Annotated in this window: 19 protein-coding genes and 1 tRNA gene; 7 read left to right on the top strand and 13 right to left on the bottom strand. The window is 40.6% G+C overall.

What is annotated here, in order from left to right:
• Window positions 1–47: 47 nt before the first annotated feature.
• From KME09_25845 to KME09_25810, 8 genes are all read right to left on the bottom strand, one after another.
• Window positions 48–632: an L-threonylcarbamoyladenylate synthase gene (locus tag KME09_25845; protein ID MBW4537363.1), complete on the bottom strand. Its 585-nt coding sequence runs from the start codon at window positions 630–632 to the stop codon at window positions 48–50.
• Between the two features lie 39 nt (window positions 633–671).
• Window positions 672–1553: a peptide chain release factor N(5)-glutamine methyltransferase gene (gene prmC / locus KME09_25840; protein MBW4537362.1), complete on the bottom strand. Its 882-nt coding sequence runs from the start codon at window positions 1551–1553 to the stop codon at window positions 672–674.
• Window positions 1554–2345, bottom strand: a complete 792-nt coding sequence (locus tag KME09_25835) for a hypothetical protein (GenBank protein ID MBW4537361.1) — start codon at window positions 2343–2345, stop codon at window positions 1554–1556.
• Window positions 2346–2700: 355 nt separating this feature from the next.
• Window positions 2701–2774 (bottom strand) — tRNA-Val (locus tag KME09_25830).
• A gap of 371 nt (window positions 2775–3145) precedes the next feature.
• Window positions 3146–4309 (bottom strand): NDP-sugar synthase, encoded by a 1164-nt coding sequence (locus tag KME09_25825; protein ID MBW4537360.1) that lies wholly within the window; start codon window positions 4307–4309, stop codon window positions 3146–3148.
• Between the two features lie 75 nt (window positions 4310–4384).
• A complete protein-coding gene (locus tag KME09_25820) occupies window positions 4385–5182 on the bottom strand; it encodes a segregation/condensation protein A (protein MBW4537359.1) in 798 nt (265 codons plus the stop codon).
• A gap of 439 nt (window positions 5183–5621) precedes the next feature.
• On the bottom strand, window positions 5622–6044 hold the full coding sequence (locus KME09_25815; GenBank protein MBW4537358.1) for a hypothetical protein: 423 nt from the start codon (window positions 6042–6044) through the stop codon (window positions 5622–5624).
• 121 nt (window positions 6045–6165) lie between these two features.
• The gene (locus tag KME09_25810) at window positions 6166–6978 is read right to left on the bottom strand and encodes a methyltransferase domain-containing protein (protein MBW4537357.1); all 813 of its coding nucleotides are present in this window, start codon (window positions 6976–6978) and stop codon (window positions 6166–6168) included.
• 168 nt (window positions 6979–7146) lie between these two features.
• Between KME09_25810 and KME09_25805 the strand changes: the two genes are divergently transcribed.
• Window positions 7147–7509: a hypothetical protein gene (locus tag KME09_25805; GenBank protein MBW4537356.1), complete on the top strand. Its 363-nt coding sequence runs from the start codon at window positions 7147–7149 to the stop codon at window positions 7507–7509.
• A 19-nt stretch (window positions 7510–7528) separates the two neighbouring features.
• Here the strand turns inward: KME09_25805 and KME09_25800 are convergent, their stop codons facing one another.
• On the bottom strand, window positions 7529–7948 hold the full coding sequence (locus KME09_25800; GenBank protein ID MBW4537355.1) for a hypothetical protein: 420 nt from the start codon (window positions 7946–7948) through the stop codon (window positions 7529–7531).
• A gap of 469 nt (window positions 7949–8417) precedes the next feature.
• Here KME09_25800 and KME09_25795 point away from each other — a divergent pair, with 469 nt between their 5' ends.
• The 3 genes from KME09_25795 to KME09_25785 all read left to right on the top strand — a co-directional run bounded on the left by KME09_25795 (window position 8418) and on the right by KME09_25785 (window position 11664).
• Complete coding sequence (locus tag KME09_25795) at window positions 8418–9020, top strand: chromophore lyase CpcT/CpeT (GenBank protein MBW4537354.1); 603 nt, start codon at window positions 8418–8420, stop codon at window positions 9018–9020.
• Between the two features lie 31 nt (window positions 9021–9051).
• Window positions 9052–10029 carry a hypothetical protein gene (locus tag KME09_25790; GenBank protein MBW4537353.1) on the top strand — a complete coding sequence of 326 codons (978 nt, stop codon included), beginning with the start codon at window positions 9052–9054 and terminating at the stop codon, window positions 10027–10029.
• Window positions 10030–10176: 147 nt separating this feature from the next.
• On the top strand, window positions 10177–11664 hold the full coding sequence (locus KME09_25785) for a TldD/PmbA family protein (GenBank protein ID MBW4537352.1): 1488 nt from the start codon (window positions 10177–10179) through the stop codon (window positions 11662–11664).
• Window positions 11665–11772: 108 nt separating this feature from the next.
• Here the strand turns inward: KME09_25785 and KME09_25780 are convergent, their stop codons facing one another.
• Window positions 11773–13947 carry a DNA polymerase III subunit gamma/tau gene (locus tag KME09_25780; GenBank protein ID MBW4537351.1) on the bottom strand — a complete coding sequence of 725 codons (2175 nt, stop codon included), beginning with the start codon at window positions 13945–13947 and terminating at the stop codon, window positions 11773–11775.
• 199 nt (window positions 13948–14146) lie between these two features.
• On the opposite strand from KME09_25780, the gene KME09_25775 reads away from it, so the two are divergent.
• The 3 genes from KME09_25775 (at window position 14147) to KME09_25765 (ending at window position 17219) form a co-directional block, all read left to right on the top strand.
• On the top strand, window positions 14147–15532 hold the full coding sequence (locus KME09_25775; GenBank protein ID MBW4537350.1) for a tetratricopeptide repeat protein: 1386 nt from the start codon (window positions 14147–14149) through the stop codon (window positions 15530–15532).
• 100 nt (window positions 15533–15632) lie between these two features.
• Window positions 15633–15908: a hypothetical protein gene (locus KME09_25770; GenBank protein MBW4537349.1), complete on the top strand. Its 276-nt coding sequence runs from the start codon at window positions 15633–15635 to the stop codon at window positions 15906–15908.
• A 12-nt stretch (window positions 15909–15920) separates the two neighbouring features.
• Complete coding sequence (locus KME09_25765) at window positions 15921–17219, top strand: GNAT family N-acetyltransferase (protein MBW4537348.1); 1299 nt, start codon at window positions 15921–15923, stop codon at window positions 17217–17219.
• A gap of 212 nt (window positions 17220–17431) precedes the next feature.
• Here KME09_25765 and KME09_25760 read toward each other — a convergent pair whose 3' ends face one another.
• The 3 genes from KME09_25760 to KME09_25750 form a co-directional block, all read right to left on the bottom strand.
• Window positions 17432–17635: a hypothetical protein gene (locus tag KME09_25760; GenBank protein ID MBW4537347.1), complete on the bottom strand. Its 204-nt coding sequence runs from the start codon at window positions 17633–17635 to the stop codon at window positions 17432–17434.
• A 230-nt stretch (window positions 17636–17865) separates the two neighbouring features.
• Entirely contained in the window at window positions 17866–18225 is a 360-nt protein-coding gene (locus KME09_25755) for a DUF4864 domain-containing protein (GenBank protein ID MBW4537346.1), read from the bottom strand.
• Between the two features lie 67 nt (window positions 18226–18292).
• Window positions 18293–19156, bottom strand: a complete 864-nt coding sequence (locus KME09_25750) for a carbohydrate ABC transporter permease (protein MBW4537345.1) — start codon at window positions 19154–19156, stop codon at window positions 18293–18295.
• Window positions 19157–19176 lie beyond the last annotated feature (20 nt).

Raw genomic sequence — 19176 nt, 5'->3', positions numbered from 1 at the left:
AATGAATGATAATTAATTATCAGTAATGAGTAATGAGTAATCAGTAATCAGTAATCAGTAATTACAATACTCCCCTTACGGATGATTTTCCATTGCTGTTCTTGCCAAATAACTACTGTAGAAGGAAGTCCACTACCAGGAGTTAAATCCATGTTTTCTAGCACCAACACCGACGGAAAAGCTTGCTCGATCGCCTTCATTGTTCGCAGAGCATCTTGTCCTGAAATATTGGCACTACTAGTTGCTAAAACCCCAGTCTGGCTTAAGATTTCGAGTGCAGTAGGACAATTGGGAATACGAATCCCCACGGTATCAGTATCGATCGGGTTAATTGCTTGGGGTACTCGATCCGAAGCGGGAAGAACTAAAGTAAGTGCGCCAGGAAGATGTTGCTGGATTATTTCTTGCCAAATTGCTAACTCAGCATCATTGTAAGTAATGTAAGGAAGCAAATCATCAATCGAGCTTCCCAGTAAAATTAGGGGTTTATTTGCCGAACGCCGTTTCAATTGGTAAATTAAGTTACCCAACTCTGGCTTTACTGCTAATGCAGGAACAGTATCAGTAGGAAAACTGACAACCTTACCAGCGATCGCTCCTGCAATCAATTCTGTCTGAGAAACTTTCACCATAGATTTTAATTTTTTGCTGCTTGAAAAACTAATTAGTAATCAACATCTGTAGGCTAAGACAAAACGCTCAATACCAGCAAGATCGCGAAATACTTGGAGATCTTTATATTCTCCCTGCTGTTTTAACAGCGCAACCACTGTATCTGCTTGACCAACCATCAATTCAATTAGCCAGATTCCCCCAGAAACTAAATATTCGGGCGCAGTTTTAATTAAATAACGTATATCATTTAAACCATCATCACCACCATCTAATGCTAAACGAGGCTCATGCTTGGCTACTTCTGGCTCTAGTTGAGCAATCTGCGACGACGGAATATATGGCGGATTAGAAATCATGCCTGTTATTTGACCTTGAAGCGAACTCAAAGGACTCCACCAGCTACCCTGATAAAATTGAATGTGGTTGAAATTTACGCTCTTAGCGTTTTCTTGGGCAATTTTTAGAGCCTCCGCACTGAGATCTACCGCATGAATTGTTGCTTCGGGAAAAACATCTGCTAATCCTAAAGCGATCGCTCCACTACCAGTACCTAAATCTACCCAATGTTGATTAGAACCTGAAATTAAGCTGTTTTCTAAAGCTATGTCAATGATTAATTCTGTTTCTGGACGAGGTATCAACACAGCAGGGGTAACTTTCAATTGAAAACGTCTCCAAAAGACTGTTTCTACCAAATATTGTACGGGTAGACGCTCTTGAAGACGCTGTTGCCATAGTTTAGTTAACTCAGACAGAGATTTGTTACTTTTAATTTGCGCTTGATTTTGCCATGTACCCAAACGCAAAGACAGACTGTCTAGATCGGTAATTGTTTGGACTAACCAATCAACTTCATCTGGATCTACACGATTGGCGATCGCGGTTTTTTTTGCCTGTTGATACCAGCTATATAAATTTTCACCAGCAATACTGTTCAATTATTCTGCTGGCGCTGGCGCTGGTGCTGGTGCTGGGGTTGGGGTTGGTGCTGGTGCTGCTCCCTCAGTAGGTGTTACTGTTTGTAGGAACTGAATTGATTCTGTGGAAGGAACTAAGACAATTTTTTCCAGAATTTCGTCTGAACCTGTTTGTAAAGTTTCAATCACCCCTTCTAGAGGATGAACTTCAATATTTACGTTATTAGCTACTTCTGGTTGTTGTTGTTTAAATCGGGCGATCATTTCTTCTAGCTGTGCTTTATCAAAGAAAAAGGGAATCACCTGCTGAGAATTTCTTTCAAAGGTTAAATATCCTTTACCTTCACCGCCTTTTGCCACAAATAGAGGCACTCCTCCTTTATATGGCTGTTTATTAGCTTCCCCAATAGTTTTAGCTGAGGCTACAGCTTCTTTCTCAGGAACATAGGCAAAGTTCAAGGCATTGTTTTCCCCTTCTGCCGATCCTGCCAGCTTATAAACTTCTCCCAATGAGACTGGAACAACTCTAACTTTTTCTGCCAATTCAGGATTTTCGGTTTTGAGCTGATTGACAAACTCGTTAGCATCACCTTGGGAAATAAAAACCCCCGCTACTTTAGCTTTGTCTTTTCCTGAAGCTACTAAAGGCGCACCTTTTTCGTCTGCAATGGTGAATACTGGTACGGGATCGAGTTTTTTGAGAATTTCTGCTTCAGGTAAAGCGATCGCCATTAAGTTCTCGATTGCGCTCCAGCTAAAAAAAGTAGCTCCTGCGACTCCTAAAGTTATACTCCAACGGATCAATAATTTAATCATGGGTGTCTGTTTCATTACAATATCTACTGTCTGCTCTATTGTGTATGTAAAACTGTAAATTACCTGGTAACTTGTGTAGTTTTTATGTCTATCTCTTGTTTCTTAAGTAGAAAAACTTATCCTATTCCAGGCTGAGCAAAATAAATTAGTATTTTCGCCTATTATATAAAAGGTAATCTGCTTAGGCAGATTCCAGACATATATTATCTTTATTCCCTGACATAAATATTTGCCAGTGGACAATTATTCTTTTGGATGGAAACAAGCAAGCTTAGTTTAGCCTCTATGTTCTGCGATCACCATATTTTGATTTACTGGGCGAGTAAAATTTTTAATTCCTCACTCCAGGAAGTTGGGCTAGGCAGACTCGAACTGCCGACTTCCACAATGTCAATGTGACACTCTAACCAACTGAGTTATAGCCCATCGAGACTATGTAATTATATCAGTAAAAGTGCCAAAATTGTTCGATAATTTTTAATTTATTGGTTTTGAGATTGTAAACCAGCTAGTAAAACTACTGAAAAACTAAGTAGGTAGGCAAAATAATTGATCAAACCCCTACCCTTAGAGCTATTTGTCCTAAAGGATTCCTAAAGGATTAGCTCCTTCGTCCTAAAGGATACCGCTCCGCATATCGCGTCACCGCTCCGCATATTACTCGTTACTCGTTACTCGTTACTTGTTACTTGTTACTCCCTAACCTCATTTCCAATTTAATTACACCCACCTACTTAGATGTATGAGGAGATTTTCCCTCGGCGCTTCCTAAATGAGGGAACGCCCGATCAAAGAATCTAATTATCTTCTTTTAAGAAATCTTTAATCACCTTATGCTCATCCAATTCCTGTTCAGAATGGTTGTTGCGGGTATCTGTAATTAACCAATTGAGGGCAGCAGCCTGGAGATCGATCGCCGCTCCAGTTTTATCGACACAATAGCGCCCAAATACCAGCTTATCAACCAAGCGAATTCCTTCTCCTAAACGGGAATATTCAAAAATTACGCTATTATCTACCGTTGCTCCACTACAGATATAACAGTTAGGGCCAATCATGGCAGGGCCAACAATTTTGGCGCCATCTTCAATTTTGGTCATGCCACCGATATAAACAGGGCCTTTAATGTCTACTTTATCCCAATTGACCGCAACATTTAAACCCGTGTAGATTCCAGGGGCAACCTCTGTACCAGGAATATTAACGTTTTTGATTTCCCTGGTGAGGACACCCCGAACAGCTTGCCAGTAGTCAGGAACCTTACCAATATCAACCCATTCAAAATCCATCGAAACAGCATAAAAAGGTGCTTCTTTTTCCACTAGCTTAGGAAATAATTCGCCCCCAATATCAAACTCTTGTTTGGGAGGAATATAATCAAATATTTCTGGCTCGAAAATATATATACCTGTATTAATATCAGTGCTTAAAGCTTCCTCTACAGAGGGTTTTTCCTGGAAAGATTTAATTCTGCCATTTTCGTCTGTTACCACCACACCATAGCTGGGAACGTCTTCTTTAGGTACTTTTTTGGTAACCACAGTAGCGATCGCACCATTGGCTCGATGTTGTTTGACGGCTGCGGTTAAATCTAGATCGATTAGAGCATCACCACAGAGAACAACAAAGGTATCATCAAAAAACGCATTAAAATCCTGAATTTTTCGTAATCCGCCCGCCGATCCTACTGCTTCGCCGACCAATTTACCATCAACAATACTACCTTCAAAAGAATAGCCAATATCGACGCCAAAACGTTGACCATCGCGAAAATATCCTTCAATTTCATGCGCCAGGTGACTGACGTTGACCATAATTTGATCGAAACCATGCTGTCGCAGCAGTTCCAACAGAAACTCCATCACTGGCTTCTGTAAGATCGGAATTAGGGGTTTGGGTATTGTGTATGTTATGGGACGAACGCGAGTGCCTTTGCCAGCCGCCAAAATCATGGCTTTCATTAAAGCTTCTCCTCAACCAGACTTAAAAATAACTATTTAAACTATTCCAGTGTATCAACAATGTTCACCGAAGAATCAAGTTTGCAAATACGAATTTAAAGGACGGATACTTAAGTCTTGATAAAACTCTTCTTGAAACAGTTCAACTTTTGACTGTGCCGAAAGCAATAGTAATGCCCAAAAAACTCCCGCGCGATCTGAATTTAAGTGTTCGGGGATTGTCGTTTGCGCTGATTGATTAATTTGCCATTTTTGTAATAGCTGTTCCCAATCTACATAATCTTTGTTTGGGGATAAATTAGGTAAATTAAGATGCAGAAAACTTTCTAACTGGGCTGCTAACTCCGTTAGATTTTCATTGTGAGCTAGTTGAGCGATCGCTTTAATGGCAGCACTACGGGAACGTTGAGAGCGACGGGGAGAGCCATCTGTGGTCACCGCTTCAATTTCTGCTGCAATATGTTCTAGCTGCTCGATCAGTTCTTGTAGGGTAACTCGCCGTTTTTTGATTGGTTGCACCGCAGTACGGCGACGTAAATGCTGTTCTAGATTAGCAGGTAGCGATCGCCTTTCGGGATCGAGATAAATTTCTGATTCAAACAAATCATCAGCGTCAATATCTGCTAATTCCTCTTCTATTTGATTGAGGCTATCAGCTTTTAGGAGTACTAACATTGATGCCCAAAGGAAAGCTTGACCAGAACGAGGTAAGTCTGCCTCCTGTTGTGGAGATTCTGTTTCGCCAATTAATCCTAGTTCAGCTAAAAACCGATCGATAATACTAATCACGGGAACATCCCAGGGATCGATCTCGCCACGTTCTGCTAGATTAATTAAATTAGAAATCGCTTCCTGTGCAGGAGTTATAGTCATAATTTACAATTAACGATGTTTACAGCTATCGTTTGAAATTAATCAGGGCGCGATCGCGCAGGCAATTAGGCTCTACCTACCCTTCGCGATCGCACTTGAAGTAAATTAAATATTGCTACTTAATTAATTTGTTTTTTAATCTTAAAGCAAGATTTAGCAAGACAAGAGAATTTGCGGTAAATATCAGTATTTACACTTAAACTGATGACAACCACCGCTACAATGAAGTTGCTTTGCAGGTTTTTTTAAATATTAATACCAATTCTCTATAACAATGCACTAAATTAAATTTAACCCCTTTGCGTCTTTGCGTCTTTGCGCGAGATTTAAACTTAAAATATTAAGTGTAACCTCAAGGAGAAATGGTATAACTAGAGCAAAAATAATTTTTAGACTACTACAAATAGTTGAGAATCCGATCATCACAATCAAGATTGCTTTAAGGGGTAGCTTGCTCAATTTCTGTTAAACGGCGATCGAGACTTGTAACCTCTTCTTTGAGTTCAATTAATAGCGTCGCCAATCTTGAATATAAGGGATCGGTGCGTCCAATAATCTGTCCATCAACTACGGTAATATTGCCAGTCGTATTACGAGATGCTGGAGGAGTCGATCGCTCTTTTAGTTCGGCAGCAGGAATATTAATTTGAGAACTAGAACTGCTACTTCTGAGGCGGGTTACTTCCTGTTCTAAACGATTAAGGCGCGATTCCAGGGAAATAATGTCGGATTTGAGACTAAGATCCGACTGGGCTAATAATGGTTGATTGAGCGTCGGCACTAAATAAATTAGGCTTATTAGGATGAAGCTTAGACAAATAGTAAGTATAAAATTACGCCATTGCCAAAATCGGTCAATCATAATTAGTTTTGATTACCCAGAGGTTTAAGCCAATTTTTGTTTTGATTTTAATTTTCGCTCCGTAGATATGTTAGAGGCATCTGTCAAACTAAATAAATAATAAATACTGTTATTACTTCTGCTAAACGGCGTTAGTTTTATTAGCATCAACTTCTAATCTCACCATGGAAACATGACTTAATCCTTGAGCATCCAAAGTGTTTTTAGCCAGATATAACTCGACAAATTGAGCAATAAAATCGTCACGCTTTGTTTCTGGTACATATTTGGTAAAAGGCATCCAAGTAGTACGTATCCAGCCTGCTAATCCTGCTTCCCCCTGATGAGTCATGTCTTTGGGTACTAATTCTAAGCGTTTAACCCTAAAGCCAGCTTGTTGCAACCAGGTTTGATAATCTTCAAGTCCATAAAAGAAATAAGGATTGTTAAAATCGGCAAAATAAGGTTGCCACAAATCCCTAGCTGTTAACTCAGCAAAAATAGCTAAGACTTGGGCTGCATTGCCCTTTCCACCACAGGAAATAATTAATCTTCCTCGCTCTTTTAACGCTTTATTTGCAGCTTGGAGAAATAGCTGATGCTCGTCTACCCAATGAAGAGTGGCGTTGGAGAAAATTAAATCAAACTCTTGATTAAAGTCAAGCGATCGCGCATCAACGCAAGCAAAAGTAAGATTAGGATAGTGGCTGGGAGGATATTTCTCAGCAGCATAAGCAATCATCTCAGGTGAACTATCTACGCCGACGATTCGGCTTTGAGGTAAACTAGCGGCAAAGTCAGCGGTAATCTTGCCATCACCACACCCCACGTCAAGAATAGACTGGTATTCTGCTAAATTTAAGTCTTTAGTCAGCGATCGCGCCCACTTTAATTGAGCATCGGAATTTTTCGCATAGTCGGCTGGATTCCACTGTGAGGATCTTAAATCTTCCATAATCTATTCATTAGTTTTGTTGGTAATCTATCTTACAACTAGACTTATGACAGCTTTCAACCTCAAGCAAGACTTAAATCATCATTAATCGCTCACTTTCTGACTGTGATTTAGATCAGGGCTAAATAGCTCAAAATCAACCAGAGTTGAATTGTTAAAGATCTAAAAATGTTACTTGCTTTAGGTGGAATTATGGCTACTCAAGAAAGAACCAATCAAATTAAGATGACTTTACCTCTAGTAGCGCTATGCTTACCCTTATTTGTCAATTACCATGTCAAGGCTGAGAATAGTTGTCCTTACGAAACCTATATTCGTGTTGAGCAAAAATGTGTAGATATCTCTGCTCAAGGATTAAACGACATTACCGCAGAATTTGAGAGTAATGCAGTTAAAGAGGTGAACCAAGAACTTGCACAAGTCAGCCAAAAGTTAGAAGAGTTGAGCGAAGAGTTAGAAGAGTACTGTCTTAAAGAACAACCCGAAACTTCTACTCAAGTGGCAATTATGGAAGATGTTTGTCAGTATTAAGTACTATGTTCAACACTTCTTACTCTTTAACTGGTTGTTGCGATCGCTGTTCAATTTCTTCGAGAGTTTTGAGCAGAATTCTTTTGGCTTGTAAATTCCAGCCCCATTTTTGCACATTGATCGCAATGGGAATACCGATAGCTGGCGCGAGAAAATCTACAGGCTGGCGCAAGGAAATGCCAAATAGTAATCCTAATCCCGCAATTCCCCAGAAAGGTAAAGCTACAGTCTGACGTTGTTCCTCAATTAGCTTACCAAAAAAGCCTTTGGGCATTAATTCTAGTAATTCTGCCTTGACTTCTTTTTGTTCCTTGGGGGTGACAGAAATACCAATTTTGCGTCTTAATTTTTCAATCTTGCGTGCATCGCTACTGTATACGGCTAGTTCGTCTTCGGCTAAAGCAATGAGGCGTTCTAGTTGTCCGTTGTTGCCGTCCATTATGTTGATAATATTTTTTATAGTATTGCGAACATTATAAATTAAGCTGTGTAGCTATTTTTAGTGATCCTACAGATATAAAGAATTACCATGTAGCTTTCGATTTTATTTAACTTGTCTTCAACGGACATTTTTTCCAGGGCTATTTCGTTCTAACTATAGTGAACCAAGAAATAAATTTCTTGGCTTAAAATTAAAGTCCGTTTAAACGGACTTAATGTACTTAGACAGAGAATTTATTCTCTGGATATATGAGAATGAAATAGCCCTGCATTTCTTCTAGCTCATCAACTATTTTTAAAGCTCCCTGATAATCCTGTTCTTCTATCCTTTTTCTCAGTTCTTGTAGTTCAAACATTAATCTTGCTGCTCAAGCGTCTTTACCAATATTCTACTGATAGCTTATAGCTTTGACCGTTTACGCCGATTTGAAATGTCCTATGATAGTCTAAACAACTTCATTATTTAAATGAATTTTTCTCCTCAACTTACTGCCCTAGCTAGCTATTTAGCTGGAGAATTCAGTAATCAACCCCAAGCGCTAGAACAACCCGCTTGGTTCGTTAATTTGCGGCTTTGGATTCGCCCAGTACCTATTTTTACTGACGATAGCATTACTTTATTTGCGGAACAGGCTAATATACTTAAGCTCGATCAGCCTTATCGTCCGAGAATTTTGCGTTTACGAGAGCGAGAAAATATCGAGGTGGAATTTTATATGTTTGAAGATCTTGCTACTGCCAGAGGTGCGGGACAAAATCAAGCTTTAATTACCCAGATTACTCCCGATAAAATTAAGTTTTTGCCCAACTGTACGCTTAAGGTTGCTACCCAAGAATTAGCTAACGGAACATACTGTTTTGCAACTACTCCAGTCACAGATGAACCCTGTAGCGTTACTTATCAGGGTAGTACTTTTCAGGTTTTTCTGGGCTTCAAAGCTACACCCAGCGAGCTACTGACTTATGACAAAGGTATCGATCCTGCAACTGGAAAAGGAATTTGGGGTGCGTTAATGGGTGCATATGCTTTTACGAAGCTGCAAGATTTTGCTCAAGAATTAAATCTGTAACAATTATTGTGGAGTTGCGATTAGGATGAAGATGGATAAAATCTGGTTATTGTGGGAAATTCCTTTAGCTTGCTTATCTTTTTTATTTAATAAGATAGTTAAATTCGCGATCGGTAATTTGTTTACGGTTTATCTGGCGCTGAATAAAAAAAAGGCTTCCCAGTGGCGAGTATTATCGGCAAAAATGATTAAGGCTCCCTTAGTTTTGCCTGTTTTAATGACCAAAGCTCCACGCTGGAACACCCACGCCATTATTGGTACTTTAGGGCCATTTAAAGTTACAGAGGCGATCGCTATTGATACTAAAACTGCTAATCAATCGGCTCGTTCTTGGATTGCAGTAGTCTATAGTTTTCCTGGATATAAAACCGTTACCAGCCTCGAATCAGAACAGTTGGATGTTAATAGTTCTTGGCAGACAATTAAGCTACCTGCGGGTAGATATTCTCTGGGAGTTCGCTACTATAATCGTGCTGAAATTATTAATTATCCAGCTATAAAAATAGACGGACAATTATTTGTTGAAGCTGATAATATTCCTAGCGATATCAACAAGTATTACCATGATTTAATTAACGCTAAAAATTGGTTTTACTCCAGCCTGCATTACTATATCTTTACTATCCTGAAGCTGCGTAACTATCTCCCAGAATCTTTTGTCCGTAACGAATATTTACCCGTTGGCGCACCTGCCACCCATTTTGCCTATAATTATTTAGACGCTCAACAAACTCTACAAATCGCCACTGCGCCAGAAATTATCGAGCAGTTTGATATTTATTTTACCTTCTACGATCGCTCTAGCCTGCCTTTAACTTGGTGTATTATTACCGAGCCAAAATATACCCTAGCACCGCAGGATAAACAAGGTTACTTCTTAGTGAGAATCCGCCCAAAACCTGAGTTTACCAATACTAAAATTAAGGTTAAGTCTGAAATATTGGTGCCAGATAGCTCAAATCAGCATCTAACTATTGGCAATTCTAATAGTCTATCAAGTTTTAATTAATGGGTTTAGATCAGCTCTTAGCTTTTAGCTTTTAGCTTTTAGCTTTTAGCTTTTGATTTAAAGAGTTTAAACGTCAATCCCGATTCATCCTCCAAAGCGATTGTCTAGAATATATCTACATCAACACCTTTTCTCCTTAAAGCACCAATGGTACAAGCTCCGATTCAAACAACTACTAAAGAATTAGCTATCTTGGCTGTCGATCTAATCCGTCAGGCGGGTTGCGAATATGGCGATATTCGGATTTGTCACGATCGCAAGCAAAACTTATCGGCGAGCGATCGCTCTTTAAATCGCCTGAGTGACAACGTGAGTTCGGGTTTTGGGGTACGAGTCTTGTTAGATGGTGCGTGGGGTTTCGTGGCTTCCCATCAGATTACTCCAGCAGAAATTACGCGGATTGTTAACTTAGCTGTGGAAACCGCCAAAGGTAGTCGTCTAACGCAACAAGAGCCTGTAAAACTAGTTCCTGTAGAAGCATATCAAGCTCGATATACCACACCCATTCAAATCGATCCTTTCACAGTACCGATCCAAGAGAAAGCCGAGTTGCTGCTTCAGATTAACGAGCAGTTTTTGAGCTATCAAGACAAGGGCATCAAAAAAGCCTATTCATTCCTTAGTTTTGCCCAAGAAGATAAAATATTCGCTTCTACCGTGGGTTCAATCATCGAACAAACCCTATATCGTAGCTATCCTGGCATGGGCTGTACGGCGATCGCTAATGGTGATGCTCAAGGCAGAAATTACGAACGCCCACCCCTTAATATTGGCTATGAACATATCGATCGCGCCGATCTACTGGGTAATATTGACCGAGTAGCTAACGAAGCCATTGAAAAAGTACACGCTCCAGAATTTACAGGAGATGGTAAAACCACCTTAATTCTCAAGCCGAGTAATCTGTTCTTAACTATTCACGAATCTGTCGGACATCCTACTGAACTCGATCGGGTATATGGTTATGAAGCTAACTTTGCAGGAACAAGCTTTGCTACCACGGATAATCTACACCAATTACAATATGCAGCCCCTTGGATCAATCTGGTAGCCGATCGCACTCAGCCCCAAGGACGTAGTACAGTAGCTTATGATGACGAGGGTGTACCCGCACAACGCTGGTATGTAGTCAAAGATGGTATCCTCAACGACTATTTATGCGATCGCGAAACCGCTTTTCGTTTAGGTAGAGGTAGTAGTAACGGTAGTGCCTTTGCCGATAGTTGGTCAAGTACGCCAATGGTACGTATTCCCAATCTCGGTTTAGAACCAGGAAAACCAGGCGATCGTCATACTGCCACCCTGGAACAAATGATTGCTGATACTGAAGAGGGCATTCTTATTGACGGCATTGGTAGTTATTCCATCGATCAGCAACGTCGTAACTTTCAGTTTGGTGGAGATGCTTTCTGGCAGGTAAAAAATGGCAAGATTACAGGAATGCTCAAGAATGTTACCTATCACAGTATGACTACTGACTTTTGGAACAGCATTGATGCTCTCGGTGGCGAATCTGAACTAGTTCAATGTGGAACAAATATGTGTGGCAAGGGTGAACCGATGCAAATTGCCCAAATGACCCATGCTTGTGTTCCAGTTAGGGTAAGGGATATTCAAGTAGGTAGAGGTTCATAGATTGGAATAGGAGAGATAGAGTTTTGTCTTAGGGATCAGTAAAAATGTTATTGTCTGTTGAAAAGCAATCTATAACTTCTTTTGCTGTTTTCCCTAAGCATTTAGTAGCTACCATTCATCATCATATTCTTCTAGATCTCGCTGCTCTAATAGGGTAGAGATGTCGTCTAGGGGCAATTCATCATCTTCATCATACTCATCAAAAAAATTGTCTAACTCCACTACTTCACCTTCAAAACTTTGAGTCAGACTAGCGATCGCCTGCTGTAATTCACTATCTACATAATTTTCAGCTATTACCTCAGTCTTAATGGCAGGAGTAAGATCGGCAGCAACAGCGGGGGGAGTTAAAACGGGGGAGTTTTCAGTGGCAATGACTTGAGGGCGATTCTCTAGAGAACTCGGAGCGATTACGCTCCCATTAAAATTATGGTCGAGAGATTTTGTTGAGGGAGTCTGGAGTACTGGTGTTAGGGTTGCTTGGTTTTGACTTGAAAAATTGGGTGGCTTAATCGCAATCGCTGCATTCTCTACTGGCGGTACTGTTTTAGTACTGGGTGGAGGCGGGTTTGGAGGCTGTTCTGGGGCAGAAAGTGTTGTTTCAACAGGTCGAGCGGTAGTTGCAATCGAATTCTTGGTCGTATTGCCTTGAGAACTAGCAACCTCTAATTGGACTCTCACTTTCCGTTGGCAGACTTGAGCAAAGGCGGCTTCAATATTAGGCACTTTACCTTGATTGAGCTTTTGTAGTTTAGCCGAACTAATCCCCACGATCGCACTTAAACCATCGAAGCTGACTAAATGACACTGTTGTTTTAATAATGCCTGAGTTGTGGGAGGCTGTAAGCAACTGACCACCTTAGTCCAGATTTCTTGATTGGTAACTCGATCTTGATAATTGTTAGGTGCATTTGTAGGCGTAGGATTTGCTGCGGCAGTTGGTTGATTAGTAAAATGTTGTGGCGCTACATCGGAGTGCGTTTTCTCCTTATTTTGCTGTGTTGATGCTGAGTCTGGCTGTGGGACTGTCGATTGCCGAACATTATCTCGCTCGATCGCCATAGCTGCTTGAGGAGTAGTTTCTCTAGGTACTGCTGGGGGAATAGTAGACTCCACAACAGGAGAAACAGGTGTGACAACTGGGTTGACCGACATAGACGGAATTGTTTGTGACGGCATGGCAATCGCTGCATGAGCTTCTGGCAATAGTCCCAGTAAAGTAACTTCCAGCCACAGGCGAGGTTGAGTTGTCCGTTTGAGTTGAGTTTCTGCTTCTTTTAGGTGTTGTTGTCCGCGCAAAATTAACGCAGTCGGCCAATTCTTACCTTCAGCACATAGTTGTTGCCAACAGATTTCTGTCACAGCGGTTAATTCGGCATGTTGAGGTGCGGTTTTAGCAATTAACAAATTGAGATAGAAACTAGCTAAGTTTTGTAACACTACTAACGGCTCTCTACCTCTGTCTAACAGACTGCGACACTGTTGTAAAACGGCGATTGAATCATTATTCTTAATTGCCTGAAGTAGCTTTAATAAATCTTGTTCTGGAACAGCACCAACTAAATCCCAGACTTTCTCTACCGTGATCGTGTCAGGTAAAAGACTGAGCTGATCGAGTAAACTTTCCGCATCCCGCAAACCACCGTTAGCAATTTGGGCAACTAAAGTCAGAGCATCATCAGCGATCGCAATTTTCTCAGCCTCAGCAATATATCTCAGGTGACTGGTCATCTCTGTCAGAGGAATACGTCGATAATCAAACCGTTGACAACGAGAAATAATTGTCGAGAGAACTCGCTGAGGATCGGTAGTTGCCAAGATGAAAACTACCTGTGCTGGTGGCTCTTCTAAAGTCTTCAGCAGGGCATTGAATGCTGCGGTACTGAGCATATGACATTCATCAACAACATAAATCTTATAACGACACTGAACAGGGGCAAAGCGCGATCGCTCGATAATTTCGCGAATATTATCCACCCCCGTATTACTGGCAGCATCAATTTCCATTACGTCTAATGCCGAACCTTTGGCGATCGCTAAACAGACCTCACATTTTCCACAAGGATGAGGAGTAGGGCGATCGCTATTTAAACAATTTAAAGATTTCGCTAAAATTCTGGCACTAGAGGTTTTACCTGTACCGCGAGGCCCTGTAAATAAATAGGCAGGAGCAATTTTTGACTGTTCTAAAGCATTACTGAGAGTTAAAGAGATCGTTTCCTGACCAACCAAATCGCCAAAAGTTTGTGGTCGGTACTTGTGATGTAGAGGTTCGTAAGCCATAGTTAATGTGGATTTTTATTTTTTACTCATTCGTAAAAAATTATCCCTGTACAATTGAGCAATATTTAGCTGTAGATAATGCTTGGATAACCAAGTTTCTTCAACCAGACTCAAAGCATCACTGTTTTTATGTGAGCCGATTGCTTTGAATAAAATTAGTTTAACTTTTCTAATAAATCAGTATATTTGATCTAAGGTCATGAGTCACACGATTGGACAAGTCAAGCAAGATACACCACAGTCAAACTCTAACTCAAATCAGTCTCACCAAGATGTTCTAAAGCCTGAAGTTACTTCATTAGCGCAGTCTGGATTGTCAGATGCTGACTATGAATTTTTATTCAATCAGCTTTTAGAAGGTATTGCTCATGGTTGGCACGATCACCGAATTATTAAGTTTTTTAACCAGCTAGGCGATCGCGGACAACAGGCTGACTGGGTGATTTGGCTAGAACGCTTTAGAGAAAAGCTATTAAAACTACCGATTCAGTCTAAACGCCAATGGGGAACAATGATGATTCGTTTGGGTGAACTGACTCAATCTGCCACCGAAATTAATCAAATTGGTGCAGCTGCTCATCGCATTGGTAGGGAATTGCTGTTTGACAACAGTCCCGCTGTAATCTGGGAATATGCAGGGCCTGATTTTAGTTTAAATGAGCAGATAGAAACTGAACAAGAGTTATCCCAAAGATTACCTGATGATTTTAACGCTTTGGGGACACAGGAAACAGCACGGGAAACAGCAGTGGAATTGGATTTGGCTGTTGATGCTGCTTCGCAGGACAATGATTTCGACCCTCAGTCCCAGTCAAATCTCTGGCTGGAAAACGTAGATTCAGTTGCTTCAGACTCATCTACAAATGAGATCCAAGACAATACAGCCAACAGGCTCGATCTTCCACCAGAAACGGCGAGCTGGCAAGATAATCGTTCCATCGCTTCCTCAACTGAAATAACTGAGTCTTCTGATGCTAATTTAGATCTAGATCTAGACCTAGATCTAAACAGTTCACATCAAATTACCAGTGACGGTGAAGAATTGGAATTAAAATTAGAACCTGAATTAAAACCCGAATTAGAACCTGAATTGCTGCTAGACGATTCAAGCTTAGAAGTGATTGAAAGCTGGTTTAACCTCGGTCTCAAGCAGGTTAGTGCAGGAGAATATGCTCAAGCGATCGTTTCTTGGGATAAAGCGTTAAAAATTAATGCTAATTTACCAGAGGCATGGCATAACCGAGGTAGTGCTTTAGGACGTATGGGCGACTATGAAGCAGCCGTAAAATCGTTTCAAAGTGCCTTGGCGATCGACCCTAATAATTATCAAGCGTGGAACGATCGCGCCCATGCTTTGTATCAGCTGGAAAACTGGTCTGGGGCGATTGAAAGCTGGAGTCAGGCAATTAAGTTGATGCCAGGAAATCATTTGTTTTGGTACAACCGAGGTTGCGCTCTCGAACAGCTAGCAAAATGGTCTGAAGCGATCGCTTGCTATGAAAAAGCTTTAGAAATTAAGCCAGATTTTCAGCCAGGACGGTCAAGATATATTAACCTAGTAGCAGATAATTCTCGTCCAAATTAGCTAAGATGACGGTAATCAAGATATCGTGTAAACTTTATTATCCTAAAGATGATATTTCATCTCTAGAACTAGTTATCAATTATTTAAATTTTAGCTATTTATGACTGAATCATCTAACAGCACAATGGAAGAAACCAGAGTATCAAGCGAAGAACGAGTAACTCAGTTAAGAGATTTAATTGATACTCTAAGAATCGCTGAAGAGATAGCTGGAAAAGGTTACCTTATTAGCAGTTCTGAACTGGCAGATTTAATGGATATTAATGCTAGTGCTGTTACCAGTAGAGGTGATCACTGGTCTTGGCGTAACTGGGTTGTTTCCCGAGTCAGGCGAGAAGGCAATCAAATTTTATGGCAACTAGAAAGAGTTGATTAATTATAAAAAACCATGACTTTATCCCTACCTGGCAATGAGCAGCTGATTGTTCGTCCTCTTCAACATCGTGATGTGGATGCAATTAATGCCTTAGTGAGCGAATGCGTCGCTAAGGAAACTTCCAAGCGCCTAATCACTATCGATCGAGAACTAGAACAGGTCGGCTCTTGGTATGGATTAAAAAGGTTTTTGGCTCTTTTACCCCGTTCTTATTATCATGGCTGGCGAGTTTATGTGGCACAGCATTTATCGGAAGTTCTTGGCTTAATTCAAGTTTCTTCTCTCAATAGCACTCGTAGTACTTGGAGAGTAGAACGGGTATTGCTCAATAGTAATTCTCCTAATCTAGAATTACTCAAAACACAGAAAGAGATAGGTTCTCAGCTACTGCGCCATTGTCTGCAAAATATCTGGGAAGCTCGCACCTGGATGTTAGAGGTGAATATTAATGAGAAAAATCATCTAGCTCTCTATCGCGAAAATGGTTTTCAGCCTTTGGCACAGATGACCTACTGGCAAATATCAGCGGATTTAATTGCTCAACTAGCCCAGCAAGACTCGGATTTACCCAATTTTCTACCTATTAGTAATGCTGATGCACCTTTGCTGTATCAGCTTGATTGCGTATCGATGCCACCTCTACTGAGACAGGTTTTTGACCGTCATGCAGATGATTTTAAATCTGGTATGGTGCAAAACGCGGTGAGTCAGATTAGACTGTGGCTCAATGGTACAGATGTCGTTAGTGGCTATGTTTTTGAACCCCAGCGCAAAGCAGCGATCGGCTATTTTAGGCTGGAATCTTCCAAAGATGGTTCTCGACCCCATCGCGCCCAATTAACCGTTAATCCTGCCTATACTTGGCTTTATCCTCAGCTGACGGCAAAGATGGCGCAAATTATTCAAGAATCTGTCGATCGCAAACGAGGTTTGGCAGCAGACAAGCAGCTTTATTCCCAGCCATTAGAGATAGTTTCTGCTGACTATCAGCCCGAACGCGAAGAATATTTTAATAAAATGGGTGCTACGGCTGTCGAACAAACTCTATTAATGTCTCGCTCGGTCTGGCATAAAATTAAAGAAGCTAAACCCCTAGAAGGATTACAGTTATCAGGGGTACTTCAAGGATTGAAGCCTGCTGGGGCAGCGATTCCTTCCCGCATTTCTTGGCTTAAATCTCTTTCTGGTTCCTATCAAAATATTGTCAGACAAAAAAACATTTTTTGCGCTAAATCTAGTCATTTTGCTGCTGTCGAAAAAAATAACAACTCGGGAAAATCTTTTAAGCCTCCTCATGGCGGTTTAGTTTAACAGGCAATTTACAGCGAATTTCAGTTGGATAGAACTTATTACCCATTATCTCTCTTCTGTCACTCTAGGCAAAGTAAAATGAGGAAAAAAGCTTGAAAGTCAGACAAAGACTATGGTTAAGCCTCGCTCCCCTCGACCAACAGTTCAATGTGTAGATACTTACTGCCAACTATATAAAGATTTATTCATAGAAGGGAGAGCTTATGAATCATTTAAATATCTTCAGTTGGGATTAATAAGTGACCTGAAAAGGAAAAGTTTACCAGCGCTCGCCAAAGCAATAGGTAAGACAAATGCTCAAGGACTTCTTGATGCAGTCGCTCTTTGCTGGAAACCAACAAGTCACAAAGGATTAGCCCTAAAGGATTAGGAGCTTCGCTCCGTCCGCCTGGAGGCGCGTCACCGCGCTGCATCACTACATCATTTTATTAGTCAATCACCAGAGCTACTCGTAGTTCGATGCCGAAAATTACTACAAGAACATAATTTAATTAAAGGCTTAACTTTTTATCATTGGTGGCCAAGAACTAGAACAGTTTAATTAAACTGTTTATCCGTACTTGATATTAGCTAGTTTCGGGAAATGGTATTATCACCCCGTCACCGCGTCAATCTCAATCAACAAATTAAATACCTGACAGCTTATCTAAACTATCTTTTCATTAATACCAGCTAGCTCATAACCATGAACGCGCCAACTATAGTCCTGTTGATGCTGTACGATAAAGACGACTTTAACTAAATTACCTGATTGATCCATAATCATCGCAATCAAGGCAGGAAAATTATTTACCAGAGTAAAACCACGGAACATAACTGAACGAGGCTTAAGTATCGCACCGTATTTAGCAGTCATTATCTGGCTAAAATCTGCTAGCGTAAATTTATTTTGAATCTTAGGACTAGTTAACGATAAAGCTGTTGCTAAATCGTTTGCCTGAAATGCCTGTAGTTGGTTTTCGATTAGCTGACGAATCAGCATTTTGTCACTTTCAGATATATACATTGAGAACTACTGCAAAAACTAAAAACTAATTACTTTTGAGGCTCGAACGTTAGTAAATATTCTTGGCTTAACCTTTGACCGCACCTGCGGTTAACCCTTGAACGATCTGACGTTGAAAAACTAGAACGAGGATCACCAATGGTAGAGTACCCAAAACTGTAGCAGCAGCGATAGGGCCATAAGGAATATCAAATAAACTTGCCCCTCCTAATTGAGCGGTAGCGACAGGAATCGTTTTCTTGGCTTCTTCTGTAATAAAGGTGAGGGCAAAAATATATTCATTCCAGGCAAAAATAAAGGTCAAAATGCCTGTGGTTGCCAAAGCAGGCAAGGTCATCGGCAGTAAAATATTAATTAGCATTCCCCAGGTTTTGTAGCCGTCTATCTTGGCTGCATCCTCTAAATCTTGAGGAAGTTGCTGAAAAAAACTTCTCATGACTAGAATTGTCAAGGGTAGGTTAATCGCCGTGTAGGGAATAATCAAAGCCAAATAGTTATTACCCAAGCCCACAGCCTTAACTAATTCTAGCAGTCCTAAGAACAGCAGCACATAGGGAAATAAAGTAATAATTAGAATTCCCGTCAAGATAAATTTCTCTCCTGGTAAATTTATCCTCGTAAGGGCGTAGGCAGCAGGAGAACCCAGTACTAAACATGCAATAGTAGAAATGCTGGCCACTAAGGCGCTATTCAAGATATAGCTTAAGAATGGACGACGGCTAAATAGCTGAGTGTAATGTTCAGAAGTAAACTCATTTGGTAAATAAACATTGGGAATAGCGGAAATATCTGCGTTTAACTTGATCGAAGTAAGTATCTGCCAAAAAATTGGCGCCAGAAAAAAAATCATCATGGCAATAATTCCGCACCACAGCCAGAATTGAGCAAATGAAACGTTGAGTTTTTGTCCTTTGGGCTTAGCTAACGACATAGAACTCCTTGGGTCAAGTT

This window comes from Pleurocapsa minor HA4230-MV1 (assembly GCA_019359095.1).
Taxonomy (GTDB): Bacteria; Cyanobacteriota; Cyanobacteriia; order Cyanobacteriales; family Xenococcaceae; genus Waterburya; species Waterburya minor.
Note: the sequence above shows the minus strand (reverse complement) of the source record. Positions and strands in the feature narration are given on the sequence as shown.

Excerpts from the sequence above, each read along its gene's own strand:
- KME09_25845 (MBW4537363.1), bottom strand. The coding sequence starts at position 632 with ATGGTGAAAGTTTCTCAGACAGAATTGATTGCAGGAGCGATCGCTGGT.
- KME09_25825 (MBW4537360.1), bottom strand. The coding sequence starts at position 4,309 with ATGAAAGCCATGATTTTGGCGGCTGGCAAAGGCACTCGCGTTCGTCCC.
- KME09_25820 (MBW4537359.1), bottom strand. The coding sequence starts at position 5,182 with ATGACTATAACTCCTGCACAGGAAGCGATTTCTAATTTAATTAATCTA.
- KME09_25815 (MBW4537358.1), bottom strand. The coding sequence starts at position 6,044 with ATGATTGACCGATTTTGGCAATGGCGTAATTTTATACTTACTATTTGT.
- KME09_25810 (MBW4537357.1), bottom strand. The coding sequence starts at position 6,978 with ATGGAAGATTTAAGATCCTCACAGTGGAATCCAGCCGACTATGCGAAA.
- KME09_25805 (MBW4537356.1), top strand. The coding sequence starts at position 7,147 with ATGTTACTTGCTTTAGGTGGAATTATGGCTACTCAAGAAAGAACCAAT.
- KME09_25800 (MBW4537355.1), bottom strand. The coding sequence starts at position 7,948 with ATGGACGGCAACAACGGACAACTAGAACGCCTCATTGCTTTAGCCGAA.
- KME09_25795 (MBW4537354.1), top strand. The coding sequence starts at position 8,418 with ATGAATTTTTCTCCTCAACTTACTGCCCTAGCTAGCTATTTAGCTGGA.
- KME09_25790 (MBW4537353.1), top strand. The coding sequence starts at position 9,052 with ATGGATAAAATCTGGTTATTGTGGGAAATTCCTTTAGCTTGCTTATCT.
- KME09_25785 (MBW4537352.1), top strand. The coding sequence starts at position 10,177 with ATGGTACAAGCTCCGATTCAAACAACTACTAAAGAATTAGCTATCTTG.
- KME09_25780 (MBW4537351.1), bottom strand. The coding sequence starts at position 13,947 with ATGGCTTACGAACCTCTACATCACAAGTACCGACCACAAACTTTTGGC.
- KME09_25775 (MBW4537350.1), top strand. The coding sequence starts at position 14,147 with ATGAGTCACACGATTGGACAAGTCAAGCAAGATACACCACAGTCAAAC.
- KME09_25770 (MBW4537349.1), top strand. The coding sequence starts at position 15,633 with ATGACTGAATCATCTAACAGCACAATGGAAGAAACCAGAGTATCAAGC.
- KME09_25765 (MBW4537348.1), top strand. The coding sequence starts at position 15,921 with ATGACTTTATCCCTACCTGGCAATGAGCAGCTGATTGTTCGTCCTCTT.
- KME09_25755 (MBW4537346.1), bottom strand. The coding sequence starts at position 18,225 with ATGTATATATCTGAAAGTGACAAAATGCTGATTCGTCAGCTAATCGAA.
- KME09_25750 (MBW4537345.1), bottom strand. The coding sequence starts at position 19,156 with ATGTCGTTAGCTAAGCCCAAAGGACAAAAACTCAACGTTTCATTTGCT.